17 protein-coding genes and 1 tRNA gene are annotated in these 16293 nt (G+C 38.3%); 6 read left to right on the plus strand and 12 right to left on the minus strand.

The window, feature by feature from the left end; translation table 11 throughout:
- Window positions 1–844: 844 nt before the first annotated feature.
- The 7 genes from SOI83_RS03615 to SOI83_RS03640 form a co-directional block, all read right to left on the minus strand.
- Complete coding sequence (locus SOI83_RS03615) at window positions 845–1303, minus strand: hypothetical protein (RefSeq protein WP_320677278.1); 459 nt, start codon at window positions 1301–1303, stop codon at window positions 845–847.
- 713 nt (window positions 1304–2016) lie between these two features.
- Complete coding sequence (locus SOI83_RS09675; RefSeq protein ID WP_414153430.1) at window positions 2017–2136, minus strand: helix-turn-helix transcriptional regulator; 120 nt, start codon at window positions 2134–2136, stop codon at window positions 2017–2019.
- Window positions 2137–2334: 198 nt separating this feature from the next.
- Window positions 2335–2817: a hypothetical protein gene (locus SOI83_RS03620; RefSeq protein ID WP_320677279.1), complete on the minus strand. Its 483-nt coding sequence runs from the start codon at window positions 2815–2817 to the stop codon at window positions 2335–2337.
- A gap of 21 nt (window positions 2818–2838) precedes the next feature.
- Entirely contained in the window at window positions 2839–3150 is a 312-nt protein-coding gene (locus SOI83_RS03625; protein ID WP_320677281.1) for a DUF1311 domain-containing protein, read from the minus strand.
- Window positions 3151–3360 (minus strand): hypothetical protein, encoded by a 210-nt coding sequence (locus tag SOI83_RS03630; RefSeq protein WP_320677282.1) that lies wholly within the window; start codon window positions 3358–3360, stop codon window positions 3151–3153. It lies immediately after the preceding gene.
- Window positions 3361–4033: 673 nt separating this feature from the next.
- Window positions 4034–4118 (minus strand) — tRNA-Ser (locus SOI83_RS03635).
- Window positions 4119–4287: 169 nt separating this feature from the next.
- The gene (locus SOI83_RS03640) at window positions 4288–5355 is read right to left on the minus strand and encodes an extracellular solute-binding protein (RefSeq protein WP_320677283.1); all 1068 of its coding nucleotides are present in this window, start codon (window positions 5353–5355) and stop codon (window positions 4288–4290) included.
- Between the two features lie 153 nt (window positions 5356–5508).
- On the opposite strand from SOI83_RS03640, the gene SOI83_RS03645 reads away from it, so the two are divergent.
- Together SOI83_RS03645 and SOI83_RS03650 are read left to right on the plus strand one after the other, a co-directional pair.
- Window positions 5509–6174 (plus strand): Fe2+-dependent dioxygenase, encoded by a 666-nt coding sequence (locus SOI83_RS03645; protein WP_320677284.1) that lies wholly within the window; start codon window positions 5509–5511, stop codon window positions 6172–6174.
- A gap of 95 nt (window positions 6175–6269) precedes the next feature.
- Entirely contained in the window at window positions 6270–6512 is a 243-nt protein-coding gene (locus SOI83_RS03650) for a hypothetical protein (RefSeq protein WP_320677285.1), read from the plus strand.
- 228 nt (window positions 6513–6740) lie between these two features.
- Here the strand turns inward: SOI83_RS03650 and SOI83_RS03655 are convergent, their stop codons facing one another.
- From SOI83_RS03655 to SOI83_RS03665, 3 genes are all read right to left on the minus strand, one after another.
- Entirely contained in the window at window positions 6741–8249 is a 1509-nt protein-coding gene (locus tag SOI83_RS03655; RefSeq protein WP_320677286.1) for an iron uptake porin, read from the minus strand.
- A gap of 192 nt (window positions 8250–8441) precedes the next feature.
- On the minus strand, window positions 8442–9323 hold the full coding sequence (gene glyQ, locus SOI83_RS03660) for a glycine--tRNA ligase subunit alpha (protein ID WP_320677287.1): 882 nt from the start codon (window positions 9321–9323) through the stop codon (window positions 8442–8444).
- Window positions 9324–9631: 308 nt separating this feature from the next.
- Window positions 9632–10366: a type 1 glutamine amidotransferase gene (locus tag SOI83_RS03665; RefSeq protein WP_320677288.1), complete on the minus strand. Its 735-nt coding sequence runs from the start codon at window positions 10364–10366 to the stop codon at window positions 9632–9634.
- A gap of 338 nt (window positions 10367–10704) precedes the next feature.
- Between SOI83_RS03665 and SOI83_RS03670 the strand changes: the two genes are divergently transcribed.
- The 3 genes from SOI83_RS03670 (at window position 10705) to SOI83_RS03680 (ending at window position 13561) form a co-directional block, all read left to right on the plus strand.
- A complete protein-coding gene (locus tag SOI83_RS03670; protein ID WP_320677289.1) occupies window positions 10705–11598 on the plus strand; it encodes a hypothetical protein in 894 nt (297 codons plus the stop codon).
- A 525-nt stretch (window positions 11599–12123) separates the two neighbouring features.
- The gene (locus SOI83_RS03675) at window positions 12124–12672 is read left to right on the plus strand and encodes a hypothetical protein (protein WP_320677290.1); all 549 of its coding nucleotides are present in this window, start codon (window positions 12124–12126) and stop codon (window positions 12670–12672) included.
- Window positions 12673–12817: 145 nt separating this feature from the next.
- Complete coding sequence (locus SOI83_RS03680) at window positions 12818–13561, plus strand: TVP38/TMEM64 family protein (protein ID WP_320677292.1); 744 nt, start codon at window positions 12818–12820, stop codon at window positions 13559–13561.
- 81 nt (window positions 13562–13642) lie between these two features.
- Here SOI83_RS03680 and SOI83_RS03685 read toward each other — a convergent pair whose 3' ends face one another.
- On the minus strand, window positions 13643–13840 hold the full coding sequence (locus tag SOI83_RS03685; protein ID WP_320677293.1) for a hypothetical protein: 198 nt from the start codon (window positions 13838–13840) through the stop codon (window positions 13643–13645).
- A 488-nt stretch (window positions 13841–14328) separates the two neighbouring features.
- Here SOI83_RS03685 and SOI83_RS03690 point away from each other — a divergent pair, with 488 nt between their 5' ends.
- The gene (locus tag SOI83_RS03690; protein WP_320677294.1) at window positions 14329–14535 is read left to right on the plus strand and encodes a hypothetical protein; all 207 of its coding nucleotides are present in this window, start codon (window positions 14329–14331) and stop codon (window positions 14533–14535) included.
- A gap of 153 nt (window positions 14536–14688) precedes the next feature.
- On the opposite strand, the gene SOI83_RS03695 is transcribed toward SOI83_RS03690, so the two are convergent.
- A complete protein-coding gene (locus tag SOI83_RS03695; RefSeq protein ID WP_320677295.1) occupies window positions 14689–15744 on the minus strand; it encodes a chlorophyll a/b binding light-harvesting protein in 1056 nt (351 codons plus the stop codon).
- Window positions 15745–16293: the final 549 nt, after the last annotated feature.

The following is a 16293-nucleotide window of genomic DNA, read 5'->3' on the forward strand; positions in this document are numbered from 1 at the left end:
ACAACGATTTCAACACAAAGAATCTTTCCGACCAATTTAAAAAGCATATTGAATTAACTAAAAAGAAGAAAGGAGTATACCTCTTATCTACAATATCTCTAACACTTAGCACGGCGTTATTTCTATGGGGTTTCCAGCAAATATTAATGAATATTTTGTATCTAGTAAACCTCTCATTTTTCTCTTTGATCTTCCGAGATGCTTGGTCAGTTAAAAATAAAAATATTATTCCAATTATTGCTATTACTATAAGCATACTCTTAACTTCAAGCACTTTAATTGATATTTTAAAAGCGCTTGATGCATTTACATCTCTAGGAAGTACTCTTCAGGATATGTTTGATTAAATTATCTCCAAGTTACTAATTATAAATTTAAAAAGAAAAGCAAAGTATCAAAATACCTCATAGAGTTATGCCTTAAAGATCTAGTAGTTGATTTTATTTGCCAGAAAATCAACCTAATCAACATACTTCTTTCATCGTTGTTTCTCCTAAGTCCAACCAAGTCTTACACGGAGAGGGTGTCCGTTAATTAGGGCCTAAATGGCACTTCCTGGAACCAACTTTGGGTTATTTTTTGGTTTGTTTCCTAGCATTTTCCCTAGCACCTAAACGGGAACTCATGAGACTTCATTTCAGGTCTTCCCAAATTTCCCCATGGAGGAGTAGGGCTGAAGAACGACACCCTCACACACGTTTTTTGTCATGAGTGCCGCCAAATAAGGGCAACTTTTTTATACTTTATCACCAAAAATCTCTGGAAACTAAAGAGAGTTTATCTACTCTGTGAAAGTGAGTGGCTACCTTCAAAGGATGGATTGAATCGAGAAAACAGTTTTTTCTTACAAAGAATATATCCATAAATTAATAACTATACTGAAGAGCACGAGGACTAAAGGGACATAATTATCCTTTCTAATCTTAAGAGTCTCTCTAGTTATTAGTGATAAGAAAATAATATTTATTAGATCTATTTTTGTATAATAAAATTCATCTCCAATAAACAACAAACGATATACCATTATTAGACTTATGATCACAGATATAGATGAAGATATCGACCTGAGGTCCTTCCTTTTAAGACTCTTTAAAAAGTCATTCCAAAGAGTAGGCAATTCTTTCTTGTTCGTTTTTAACTTTGATCCTTCAAACTTTTCCATCTGCTCTGACTGACACCCTGCTGCCAAACCACAAAAAACAACAGGCGACCATGAAAAACCTGTTATGTCATATCCTAGGAACATTCCCAAGAAATCTACTAATGCTACTAAATAAACAATGTAACCGATTAAATTGAACATGGTTCAGATGCATTCATTGGTATCCTAATCGAAAATATTAGAATTAATAACATTGTTAACTAAAAAGAGATCCAAAACTCTTACGCCTGAAAAATTACATCAAAAAAGCAAGCAAGAATTCTCTAACATTTTCCCTAACACCAAATTGGAACCTACTGATCCTTTCTGGAACTAACTAAGAGTAAAAATCTCCTGAATTCGCCAAATTGCAGCAATGATGGGACTTCCTGGAACGTCAGGATACTTACAAAAACGGAGAGGGTGTGCTCCGACTTGCACCTAGCAAAGCAGGTATAGACACATATAAGCAGGTGATTCAGAAAAATCGACTTTTCCGCCAACGCTTCCGCTAACAGGGAGTCAACCCTATAAGTTCAATTTATTTAGATCAAATAAAACAATTACGTGGACAATATATGGTATACCTAATTGTAATAATTACTAGGTGAATAAAACAGTCAAGGATTTATTTAAGGTTGTTGCTCCAATTATAGTTGTTGGTGGATCTATTAGACCTGCTTGAATGAGTTTGTAAGGAAATACCAAATACTTCTTCAAATACCCTACCATTAATTTTACAATCAGTACAACCAAGTTCCAACGTTGTAATTTACTTGCATTTCATTACTATAACTCTACTTAAATCTCTTCAATATATTTTCGATCTATTTATTAACATCAGATTCCAATCAGACAATGATCAGAGTTCCAAGTCATATTGATTTTTGAAATGTTACGGCATTCATCCAGTTATAAATAGTGCCTTTTGAAACCTCAATTATGTTCGCTACTTCTGGAAGGCGTATAAAACGATGCGCGATGGACTTGGGCATAGTGCTCAGAAGAGAAACAACCCTCCTATTGCAACTCAACTAATAAAGGGCAATTAAAATTGACTGAATTTTAGATATAACTAGCAGAACAAATAAACCTTCTCCGAAGAGTAACCAAGTAATCGTGGAGTTGCTGAGTCCGAACCTTCTATAACGAGCAATCGTGGCATCATGGACCCTTCGGATACTTGAAAGCATTTATTTCGCTCCCATCACTTTGATTTGATTTCCAGCATCGCTTAATTTCATCCACCTTTTTTTATCCTCATCAGTAAAGGTCTCTAGCCTTCTTGCATACACGGCATCTGCATTTAAGTCTTCGATCATTTCATAACCAAAGAAGTCCAATAACTCTTCCTGACTGTTAAAGCAGCGATCACTCCACTCATAATTGTTATTCCCCTTCGCATTTTCATACTCATAGCACTCATAGAAATAATCAGTCCTATAACGCTCTACTAACGCAAACTCCTTTTGCTCTTCATCTGGGAGTTTGTCGTATACGCTCCAACCAATTATCAAGACTGGCATTACTTGTTGAGTTGAGAGCGAAGGACTAACTGACGCTTTAGTTTTACGCTCTCGTCTTTTAGTTCTTCCATCTCCTTCTGATACTTGTCGATCAAATCCAGAGTCCACTTCCATTTCTTCTCTTTGCAGTGTGCTCTTGCTGCGTCCCAATCCATATTGAAAGCCTCATTATCAATTGAGTCCTCTTGTCTTTTCTAGCAGAGTCTTATTCATGTCAACAGAACACTTCATGATCATGAGTGGATAGATAGTGCCTTCTTTGTATTGCATATATGCCTCTTCACACATCGTTTGCCTAATTCCTACCCACTCTTCAAAAGTTTTGGATTTCAGTTCCTGCTTCAACTTTTTATCTGACTGAACAAGTTTGCTGAAAGCACATTCACGCATCGCGTAGGTATTTCCTTCGTTGCAATACCCCTCTTTCTCTTGTGCCAATACAGGTAAAGGGATGAGTAATAGCAATAGAAGGAAGGATCTCATTTACTCCTGATCATTCATTAAATAAAGCACCTCTAAATCTTGTCTTGAGTCGGCGACCTTCCTTCTTAAAAAGGTCAAGGCATCTCCATCGATTTGCGATTCAGCAATCATCGCTTCTGACTGGTCAATGGCATGCTCCAAATTCTTGATTTTAAGTTGTCTAATTTCCTTATCTTTCTTGCACTGCTCAAGTGTGTAGGAATCAATCATCTTCTGTCTCGGCCCTTGGTGAAGACCCTTGTAATCACAATATTCATCACCACAAAGAAAATCACCGATCCAATCGTGGGAGCAAAGATAAACAGTGCATCGGAATAGTGCATCGCTTACCAATCTGGATAGGCAAAATCATCTCCAACAGGTTCCTCATAAAAATCACCTGCTTTGATTCCCCTTTGGTAAGACGAAAGGAATGAAAGGAAATGGCGAGTCATTTCTTTGCTCATTCTCCTGCTACCTCTCTTAAACGATAGAAAGTTTCCTCGCACCTCACAACGACACCTTTGTATTCAGGTGGAAACGCTTTCATCCAAGTGGGGATTCCCATAGTCACGGGGAATCCTCCCTTGATATGGAAGACAACCTCTTTCTTCTTTTCGTCCAAGAAGTGTGGGGGAAGGTTCACCATTCCAACACTTTCTTATAAGGATGTTTTTTCATTTCACCAAAGATATACTCGTATAAACAACATTGAATGAAAGAATTAAACGCTTCTAAAAATACCCTATCAGACACTTTATACCCTACCATTCCAGTCAAAATACCCTACCGTTTAAATTGCATTGCGTTGCCTTTGTGTGCATATGTCTGAAAGGTAGACCGCTGAAATCGACTACAGAACTCCAGTTTGAGACCCTGTATTCCCGTGTGAATGAGTTTGGTACGGAGAGGGTGGGATTCGAACCCACGGACGGTTTCCCGTCAAACGATTTCGAGTCGTTCGCTTTCGACCACTCAGCCACCTCTCCAGAGCCTATAGACTAAGGTCGACTAATTATAAAGTTATATTATCGTAAAAATCAAATAATTACTCTTTGAGTATTCAAACTCAAAAAGAATAATAAATCACCCTTTGGGAACCAGGAAGATTTTAAATCTTCACTAAAAAATATCAGCTCGCTACAAATCAATTTACTATTATTTCCAGCCAAACTTAGCCATTAACTTCGTGGCTTTGGCATTCAAACTTCCTAACGCCTTTATCGATACTCCATCAGGAATGAAGTTCCCAAACTTACGTACATATGGAGAGTTGCTAAAACCATTTAGAGGATGTTCAAATGTAGGTCCAGCTAGACCAGTGCTCCCATCAGGTGATGCTAGAAATTCAAGTAACTCAATAGCTTCAGCCTTGTTTTTTGCATACTTAGCTATACCGCCAGCGCTAACATTTACATGTGCGGGGTTGGGAGTAATGACCTTCACTTTTTTTGCCAAAGCCTTATCCTTTTCACCATTTATGCCTCCAAGCATTCTTGCAACATAATAATGATTAGTAATTCCTACTCCACAAATTCCTTGTGCTACTGCTCTTGTCAACGAAATATCTCCACCAAAGAAAGGTTCAGAAACATTGTTAATCATCCCTTTCAACCAAGACTTAGTTGACTGCTCTCCATATAGTGAAATTTGATCTGCCACCAATGATTGGTTGTAAACACTATTTCTCTTTCTCAAGCAAACCTTACCTTTCAGACCAGGCTTTGCCAAATCAGCATAAGTATTAATCTTGTCTACATCAATTACTGAGGGATTTGCAACTATAACGCGGACCCTTCTTGTAAGGCCATACCATCTACCAGCAGGATCACGATAGACAGAGGGAACCGTATCATCTAACTTTTTAGATCGGTAAGGTTGAAGCAAGCCCTCTTTCGCCGCATTATTAATCCGAGCTGCATCTACTAGCAAAATCAAATCAGCTCTTGAGTTTCTACCTTCACGCTTAAGCCTTTCAACTAAGGAGATTCCAGTAGCCTCAATAAGTCGGATTTTAATATTGGTTTGCTCAGAAAATTTCTTATAAATTTGCCTATCAGTATTGTAATGACGCCCAGAATAAACTAATACTTCTCTTTGAACTGAAGTAGCAGAAGGAGTCTTAGGTCGCGGCTTATCCCCACCAAATAAAGCTTTGTCAGCAGTACAACTTGTCAAGAAAGCAGCAAGAAGGACACCAGAGGTAAGCCTTAGAGAGCAAACCATTTCTCAATCCAATCAATGAGCCAACTTATACATTATAGGCTTAATCGACTAGATGCATGAACTATAAAATATTTTACAAGTAAATGTAGCTAATGACCCTCTCGGGGCTTAAGCTTAAAGTTGATGAAATAGCATTTAGCCCTTTAAAATCCTATGGAATATTTAAAACAAAATTTAATTAGCAAAGGGTCGGCCGAAACAATTGTCAATTCTATTTTAAGTGATAAAGAGTCCTGGGTAGATGGGAAAAAGACTGCTGGGAGTCAAGCAGCAAAGGTTAAGAGGAATCTTCAACTCTCAAGAGATTCTTACGTATCAAAATTACAAGCAGACCAAGTTGCCCAGGAAATTTCTAACAATGATTTATTAAAAAGCTTTTGCCTTCCTAAAAGTATTCATGGACTGATGTTTACCCGAACAGGTATTGGCGACTCTTACGGAATGCATGTTGACAATCCCTATATGAGCTCCGGGAGAAGTGACCTTTCATTTACGTTATTTTTAAACGAAAAGGATGAATATGAAGGGGGAAATTTGTGCATACAAACGATGCAAGATGTAAAAAAGATTAAATTAAATGCAGGCCAAATAGTGATCTATCCAAGCACAAGTCTTCATGCTGTTGAACCCGTCACAAAAGGGGAGCGGATCGTGTGTATAGGTTGGATACAAAGCCATATAAAAAGCAGTGAAGACAGAAACCTACTTTTTAACCTTAATGCTGGAGCACGAGGGATCCTCGCTGCTCAAGGAAGATCTGATGAACTCGACCTTATCTTTCAGGCCTACAGCAATTTAATAAGGCGACTAGGTGACTAGGTAATCATTTGATACAGCATTATGTAGTAATCTTTATGACAAAAATATTTGAGTTAAGAGACAATGTTCATTAAAGTTAGTTCAGGATCACATAAATGAGGCAAAAATCTCCTGTAGCCATCTTTATGGCCGCCTCAGCTCTTCTAGCGGGCTGTGCAGGCGAACCGAAACTACAGCCAGAACAACAGCAAAGTAATGCTGGGGGCACTAAGGAGTGGACTACAGATCAGGAGGTTAATGATAAGAGCACACTTGACGAAGATGCTAAAAAAGCTGCCAAAAAAGCAAAAGAACAAGACATATGCATACCTATTGGAGAAGGCGAAAACTGCTGGTAAAAAAAATCTATAAAAACCTTACTAAAAACAACTAAATAAAAACTCTAATCAGTTAATTATAATTATCTACCTGGAAAGTCTCACGATAGACATATAATATCGCTTAGATCCTAATAAAATAAATATGTCTAGACAAGTTTTTCTTGTGATTATCCCATCTCTTTTAAAAGAAAAAGCGCCCACAAAGTGGGCGCTTTAAAGGAACACAAATTAGGAGTTTCTGGTTGATCAGAACTTAAATTTAGTGTTAATCAAGGCGCCGACAACATCATCACCCTTCACGCCATCACCCTTTGGATCAGTTAAAGCAAATACTGCTGGAGTTACTGATACGTTGTCAGATACCTGGAAGGTATACCAAGCTTCAAGAACAGTGTTCTCATCGTTGGTATCACCACCACCTTTCTTCTCAGTTGCATACTGGTTAGCACCAAAAGCAAGACCGGCTGAGTTGCCATCAATGAAAGCATCCTTCCATGAAAGACCAATCATCCAAGCAGTAGTTTCTTCGGTGTCACCTGTTGACTTCGCATCAATGTTTGCGATGTCATAGCCCACACTGATAGATGGGACTGCACCAGTATCTTCTGGCTTCCAATAAGCCCTTAAACCTATGGCGTCTTGCTCGCCAGTACGGTTTCTACCGGCAACTGTTCCAAATCCAGCCGATGCTGCTGGATCTGCAGTCTTGTGGGAATAAGCAGCTGAAACCTGCCAACGAGGGCTTCCATACTCGACTTTGGTAAGGAACATCCCTTTTGCACCATCAGTGAGGATGCCGCCTTTAGTTGGATCAGCGTCTTCACCTGTACTGCTAGAAGCAGTGTAGTTAGCACTAACCGCAAATCTTGGCTCGCTACGGTCGTCGACTGACTGAGTCCAAGCAGCACCAAAGCCCTGTCCTGTGCTCGCACCATAAACAGCGCCGTTTCCACCTAACTTAAGAGACTTCAAGATTGGCTTATAAACCGAAGGAGCACTAGCCAACATGTAGTAGTTCTCGATCTTTGCACCCAGCCAGGCCTTAACGTTGTCTCCAACAGGGAAGCTGTACCAAAGCTTATCTACCTTTAGGGTGTCGTCATTGCTATTAGCATGATTCAAATAGGTACCATCAGAAGTACTCTTGAACATGCTTGGCCCAAAATTACCTGTCTTTAGACGGGTATAGAGCATGTCCTCGCCAGTAAAACTGCTCCTTAAATTGGCCTGCCACGTGTAATTCATTGTGGTGGCATCTTTAGGAGTCGTGACATCATCACGATCGTTATAAGAAATTCCTCCAAGAGTAAAAATGGCATAACCATCTAACTTGGTGGTTGAGGAGAACTGACCTGCTTCAAACTCGCCAACACGAGCACTTAGGCCATCAACGCGACCTTTAAGTACTGCAAGTTCAGGGCCGAACTCGCTGGTTAGGCGACGAACGTCGTCAGAAGCTTCAGCGACGTTGCCTAAGCAAGAATTAAGGAGAGCAGCCGCTTCGAAGCGGGTCATTGACTGGTTGCCGCTGGGGGTTCCAGCTACGCATCCAGTTTGCTCAGCCAAGTTGGTCAGAGCCTGGTAAGCCCAATCACTAGGATGGACATCAGAGAATTGAGAAGCATTTGTGACTTGCTCGCTAGAAGCGGCGTAGTCAGAAACACCATTGATGTTTAGCTCAGCAGCAGTTGCAGCGACAGGAGCCATAAGGCCAAGCGCAGCAGGTGCTACCAGCAATTGCTGGAAGAGTTTCATTGAGTTCCTCACACAAAAAGCCCAATTATTTGGGCTTATAGAGTTTAATTAATCTGCAATGCATATAATGTAGCCACGCATACCAGCCAAAGTAAAGTTAGATACACGATTGAGTGCGATTAAAACACTACAAAGTTATTTAGAGCGGCTTTCTATGTAAGATATTTTCTTCTAGTCGATTAGCCAGTTTGGCTATTTAATTTGGTACTTTTTAAGCAAAGGGAATCCCATTTTTCCTCTTTCTTCAACCCAGGCCTCCGCAGCTTGACGTGCAAGATTTCTAATTCTACCAATGGTTGCGGTTCTTTCTGTAACCGAAATCACTCCTCTGGCTTCTAAAAGATTAAAAGTATGGCTACATTTAAGGACAAAATCTAGGGCTGGTGCAGGGAGTCCCTTGGAAATCAAGTCTGCAGCCTCAGCTTCATATAAAGCAAAAAGCTTATTTAAGCGCTCAGGATCAGATTTCTTGAAATTATATTCACATTGAGCCTTTTCAAAAGGCAGCCATATTTGCCCATAATTCATGTGATTATTCCATTTAAGATCCCATATACTTTCTACATTTTGAAGATACATAGCCAACCTCTCAAGTCCATAAGTGATTTCAATTGAAACGGGTCGACAATCTATACCGCCACATTGTTGAAAATACGTAAATTGAGTAACTTCCATCCCATCAAGCCATACTTCCCAGCCAACCCCCCAAGCTCCAAGAGTAGGCGACTCCCAATTATCCTCAACAAACCTAATGTCATGTTGATCTGGGCAAATACCCAGACGTTCAAGAGAAGACAAATAAGTCTCTTGAATGCTGTCCGGGGAAGGTTTTATTAAAACCTGATATTGAAAGTAATGCTGTGCACGATTAGGATTATCCCCATACCTGCCATCAGACGGACGCCTACAAGGCTCTGGATAAGCTACAGACCATGGCTCAGGACCAAGTGCTCGTAGCACAGTGTGAGGACTCATCGTCCCCGCCCCCTTTTCAGTGTCATAAGGCTGAAGTAACAGACATCCTTGCTCAGCCCAAAAGGTATTCAAAGAACTAATAATGTCCTGAAAATTCACTTGTCGCGCCTCCCGGTAATTTCCACCTGAGAAAATGAGGGGAGCATATAGGGGCTGGCTTTAAAATATATGTATTGAGGAAGGAACTTCACTTCGTTGATGGAATGGCATAAGTGCCATTCTCTCAAAAAATGGATTCTTTTCACAATTTCAAGTGCAAAGCAAGACAAGAAGTAATCAAAGCCAATTTCAAGATACTTCTTCAGTTTTTCAATAGGTAATAGAATAATCGTCAAATCATTTGTATCTTCTATCCATACTAATAGCATTAATTTAGAAACATGGTTAAAAGAAGGGTTTCAAAATTTTCAGGAACAAAGCGACTGGAATAATTTCCGTATAAATGCAAATCTGGTATTTAAAGTTTGTTGTCCATATTCCTTTTGTTGTTTTCTCAAAGTCAGCTCTGCATCTAGACCTAAACCAGCTCTAATAAAGTCTGGGTCTTCTTTAATCCATTGTTCAAACATTTGGTCTTCTATTTCAACATGAAATTGTAAACCATACGCATTAGCTCCTATCTTAAATAGCTGCTCTTTACAACGCTTGCTGCTTGCAAGAAGCTCTGCCGAGGGAGGCAGTATGATTCTATCTCCATGCCAATGTAATACATTAAAGGGGGATTTAAACAAAATATTCTCTGAGTCTTGGATTGAACGACCGCTAGCATAGATTGCTCCCCAGCCTACTTCTGGCTTTAGTTTAAGCGACGATCTATCAAGAAGAGATTCAACCTTTCCCCCTTCAACATGTGCTAAAAGCTGTGCGCCAAGGCAAACTCCAACAATTGCAATCCTCTTACTAAGAGCTTCTTTTATAAAATCCAATTCATGAAGCATCCAAAAATATTTAGGATCATTTTTATCCCTGATACCCATAGATCCACCTAAAACCAAAAGCAAGTCCCCTGGCTCTAATTTAGGAAAACTTTCTCCCTGATCCAATCGAACAATCCTTATAGTCATTGCTCTCTCTAAAGCAACCGTTGCAAACAAACCAGGCCCCTCTCTACACAGATGTTGAAGGACTAGCAGCCTAGACACATCAGATCTATTATTAAATCAATATAGTATAGGGGAAGAAAATATTTTATGTTGTATGCATGAAATGTCTATTAATAGGATTAGCCAAAAGAGTAAAATGCACTACTTCAGCGGATGATCTGAAAACAAGATTAGAGATTTCTCAAGGGCTTAATACATTTCTATTGAAAGATTGTAACCATGGAGTGATGCAAGTTAAGACATCTTCTAATAAAAGATGTTCGGTTCGCAGAGAGATAAAGCCAATCAATTACCAGTTAAAAGTGATAGAGTTTCACCGGTTTTGCTGAGTGTTATTCTGGGTGGCACATACAAGGCCAAGCGACCTCTCGTCAAAGATGGAAACTTATGACTATGAAAAATCTCAATTATTCTTTCAAACCAGAGACAAGGTTAGCGATAAATGGATTTGGGGAACATCCAAGCTAGAAGACTGGGACAATATTGCTTTTGGGAAGGAAGTAAAAAAGGTAAGAATAGATGTAGGTTTATCAAATGATGCGTCACAGAGTGCTAAATGGATAATTGATAACCCTGATAGAGGGATTATCGGGATTGAACCACATCCTCAAAACATCGAAGTCTTATTTCGTGGCTCTGGAAAACTAAATCAATTATCCCTTTTAACCAATAGTGCCAATATTGCTGATTATGTACTTGAGTTAATAAATGGCAGGTTCTTTCTAATACAAGGAGCTATAGATAATATCAATGAACCTTCAACTGCTGAGTTTTATAGTGCCTACCCAGATAAAGGAAATAGCAGTCTTATTAAATGCCAAGATACAATTGTTACAGGAAATATGACTGATCTAAAATTTAAAGTCGCCGTCAACAACCTAAGGTCGATTATAGACAAGCTAGATCTAGATAAGTATCGATATATTGAATGTATAAAGGTTGATACAGAAGGAAAAGATTTAGAAGTTCTGCAAAGCTGTGGAGATCAAATTTTTAATACTGTTTTCCTAAAAGTTGAATTATTTAGAGGTTACTTTCCCGAAAGCATAAAGGCTATCAAGGAAAATAGAATAGAGAGCCTAAACCTACAGGTTGAGAGTGGGAGAATTATAATAGATGAAAAAACTGGTTTTTTAGATGGAGCCACATATACCGTTAATTGGCTTAAAGAAAGGGATTTCGAGTTAATCGCTGCTGTTCCTGGCAATTGGATCTTTCTCAACAAAAGATTTAAAGAGACGATATATACTGATGGCCTGCATTTCTCTTAAAAATTAGCGGTATATCAACAGCGAGCATATTTCTTTTAAAAATTTTAAGGGGAATCAAGATTTTTTGATCGTAATTATTACAATTATTTCTCCCTTGAAAGTATTTCCTTGTCCTAGATTTTAAATATGGCTAAGATATATATTAACATACATGTTAATTGAGCATAAAGAGCACTACAAGCTATAAAAAACTACTTATATCATTCGTTATTTTATGGATTTGAACTTAATATTGAACAAGAGCATGAGATAATCAATATTTTTAATTTTACGTTTATCAGGTTCCTGGGCTCAGAATGTCCCACAAAGGTAAAGGCGATAGGGACTATCTCAAGGGCTATATTGATGAGTATATGTAATGAACGCATGACCAAGTCAAAGATCAAATGGAGACCGCTCTCAATAACAAAGTTCCTGGCTTTGTCAGCCATTTGCATGACTGCGATCAATATATTAATTGTAGTTGCCATGTTTTCTTTCAATTTAAGGAAAGAATGGTTCCTATTGTTTAATATGGACAAAGAAATGAATATACCGACCTTGTTTGCAAGTTTACTTTTAATATTCTGTGCGGTTTTGATAGGAATTGTTGCTAAAAAGATTCCATATAAGAGTAAAGATTTGGCAAAAAAGTGGAGAGCCTTTAAATGGATATTTTTATTTCTAGCGTTAGACGAAGCTCTGCAGATTCATGAGGTATTTATTATAAATGGATTAAAGCAGCTTTTGCCTCCTATACTTAATTCGGTTTGGGTTGTGCCATACGGCATCTTCTTGGTTTGGTTCCTATTATATTTTAAGCAATTAATATTCAGCCTTCCTTTAAAGATACGAAGGCTAACCTTATTTTCAGGGGCAGTTTATGTATTCGGTGCCTTAATACTAGAAATAATTGGTAATTATCTAGTATTGAAAAGTGTCATAAGATTGCATGGAATATCGTACGGATTGATAACAACTTTAGAAGAATTCGCCGAGCTAAGTGGCTTAATAATATTTATTTATGCTCTACTTTTATATGCTCTAGATTATCAAAAACAAAAAATAAAGATCAATCTGAGAATCAAATCCTAATAAGCATATGATTGAGGTTGATATTGCTCACTAGTTAATAAATAAAGTTCTTGGCCAAGAAGTCGACAGGAAAGCACAGTTATGGTTAAAGGGGTAATTTGAAAGCCTGCAAGAGTGCTATATTTAAAGAAATATTTTCTGAACTGTGAATATCAAAAGCAAGCTAAAAGAGAAATCATTCTCATTGATCATTTTGTTGATTTTAGTACTAGCAATGTTTTTGATTTATAGAACTATCCCAATAGAGGTTGTTCAGGCTTGGCTCTATACTTTGCAGAGTCAGGTAAGCTTATTTGTTCTCTGGGGGCCAATTTTAATTTTTGGCCTAAGGTTCATGAGCATAGTAATACCTATACTTCCAGGGACCTACTGTTCTGTACTTTCAGGGTACTTTTTTGGAATACCTCAGGGATTAGCTATTATATTTGTTGCAGATTTAATTGCTTGTTCTACTAGCTTTACACTTTCAAGAAGGCTTGGCCGAAACTTTATAAAAACATTGGTAGGTAAAAGGTTAATGAATCGGGTAGAAAAGTTCAGCAAAAATCACTTAGAACAAAATTTCTTCTTATTGACAGGGCTTTTGATGTCAAACTTCTTTGACTTTGTATGTTATGGGGTTGGTCTCAGCAAGATTAAATTTAGACAGTTTCTACCAGCACTTGTTTTTAGCATATTGATTTCAGATACTCCTTTTGTATTCGCTGGTTATAGCATTAAAAAGATTGGAAAAACTAACGTTCAAGAGATACTAAGTGGTAATGCTACTTCTCTGCAAGGCATGCCGCTAATATTATTTATAGCTACAGCTATTCTAATTTTCTGCCTAGCCATAATAAATATAAAGACCACAAAGAATAATTCTATCGACATCAATTCACGAGATTAAATTATAAATTTCAGCGTCCAATTACGATGGCAAACTACCGTCCCCTAATAAAATCATTCTTTACTAAGGGATGACAGAAGACTATACCTCCTTTTCAATAACCTTTCTAGCGTCATGTAGCTTGTCTAATTCACTGTATATATCCTTTAACTGCTTCTTGATATGATCAACATTATCGATCCTACTAAGAGAGTTCATTGCACTCAAAATACTGTCTTTAGCAGCTATAAGGCCAAGGCATTGAGTACTTCCAGGTTCATATGGCATGGATTGGTTCAACGATAATTCAACAAATTATAGCAACCACCTCAGAGAATAATAAAAATGCCAACTAAAGCATTGCATTGAAGTTATTATCTTGCTTTGCTATTGAATTAAAAAATATCATCAAAAATCTAGCAATTTATTTCTACAAGAGATACAAGACTTTTATTAAAGTGTGTATTTAGATACAAAAAAACACCCCTCGATAGAATCACCAAGGGGTGTTGATCGTCGCTGTTCCAAAATCGATGCGCACCTCACCGATCTGCCCCCTTAGAACATAACCCCTGGCAAAAACAATAATGTAACCGATGCTTTATTTTTGGTTGAGCATATAAGCAAATAACATAAACAAATCTCACTCAAGCTTGTGCAAGATATTGCTATTAAAAAATAACATCCTGTTGTTAAAAAAATAACATCGACTTATCATTTGTATTCAAGGCATACAAATTTATGGGAAGTTGAAGCAGTATTAATATGAAATTCATCCCTACCATCCAATGCTTCTTTCTTCATTAACCACTGGTGCACCAGCTGCAATTACTGACCTTTCAGCACCTATATTCGGAATACTCGGTGTAATTGGATTTGCTATTTTTGCAATTGGTGGGAAAAGTGACAATGATGGTCAAGGTACCAATTCTTCCCCTTTTATAAAAGCAGATGTGACTGGCAAGAAAAAGAGCCAAGCCAATACAGAAGCCTAGTGAAAACTAAGTAGACTTTATAGACATTTGAGGACTAAAGCCTTTCCAAACTGAGCTTTTTTCTCGGAGACCATTCAACCAACAAAAAAGCCTCACTAACGTGAGGCTTTTTTGTTGGTTGAATTAAGAGGTTTTTACAAAGGAGTAATAGTTCTAATCACGCACAGTGATTTTGACATTCTCCATGTTTTCAAAAGCATTAGAAATTCGTCTAAAATCAAATCCCATACCTCTTAAAGCATGCCAGAGATGACCCTGTAGGAAAAAGAACCCTAGGAAAAAATGAGCATTGGATAACCAAGCTCTAGAAGTGTGGACATCTGCTGAAAGATTGGAGGCGGTATCAGTAAAATAAGGGAAAAACTCAAAATTAAGTTTTAAAACCTCACCATAGAATTCTGTTGGGTAAACAGTGGTGTTAGTTGAACACCAAAATGCTGCAACAAAAGCCATATATCCAACCCCTGCAAGGGAGTAAGAAAGAACGGATTCAGCTGAAAGCAATCCTTTCCCTTTGAATTGAGTGTATTCACCAAATTGCTTAGTAGCAATATGGAATGCTCCTCCACTTATAAGAAGAAAAGCCAAGATTCCATGACCACCCATTACATCCTCCAGGCTGGTTATAGATAAGAAATCAGCTTGATGATTCCAAACCATTGAAGCGCTTAGGTTAGGTTCAACAGTCCGAACAACGCCTTGTGCACTGTCCCAAATGCCATGGTATTTGGCCCATTCAACAAACTGAATAGCGCCGAGTCCAAGGAAAATTAGATGATGGCCAAGGATGGAGGTCAATCGATCAGGATCGTCCCAAGTAAAGTCAAATTTCTTAGGGCGACCACTTGCATCCCCAAGATCACCTTCGAACTTGAGTGAATGGAGGAGTCCACCAGCACCAAGTACTCCGGAGAAAATTAGATGCAAAACCCCTATGACTGTGCATGCATAAAGATCAGTAATTACACCTCCTTCAATTCCTCCAATACCCAGAGAGGCTAAATGAGGTAAACAAATTAAACCCTGAGTTCCCATTGGCAAAGAAGGGTCATATCTAGCCAACTCAAAGAGGGTGAATGATCCAGCCCAGAACATCATCAATCCAGCATGGGCTGCATGCGCGGCGATGAACTTGCCTGAGCGGTTAGTCACCCCAGAATTTCCCGCATACCAATCATAGGTAACGTTTGGGTTTCCGTAGGTCTGCACGAGGAAGACAGATATATAGGACTATATGAACTTATTAATAAACTGACTCAAGCTTGATGTTCACTTTACATGGTTTATTAGGGTTGTGAATTATGCAAACCTAGTATATATCATTGATCACACCATAATGTTTTTAGCCCTACTATCGTCTTTAGGTCTAAAAAATATGCGAAATTTGTACTAATAGAATGTGATAAATTTCACAAAGGGTTTATTAAAGGTAAAACAGGATTAGCAAAATTATATTTCTAGGAAGATGATGTGTATTGGACTTTTAACTGGTTACCACTATGAGCCGATACCAAATCGATCTATATCTGATTGTTCTTCTTCACTTCTTCATTGGAATTCCTCTGGCAATATCTATTATTAGAGCAAGAAGTATGGCTAAAAAGGGCATTGCACCCCCCCCTGCTGGTCTTAAGAGCTGGTAATTTATTTGCAAGCTTGGGGGCGTGATCCCTACAAAGGTAAGTTAGCTGAGCAGCCAATTGCACCATTGATGTTCTAAAAACCTTTCTTAAAGCCATTCAAATACCAATAGATAAA

The organism is Prochlorococcus sp. MIT 1300, from assembly GCF_034092375.1.
In the GTDB taxonomy this organism is placed as follows: Bacteria; Cyanobacteriota; Cyanobacteriia; order PCC-6307; family Cyanobiaceae; genus MIT-1300.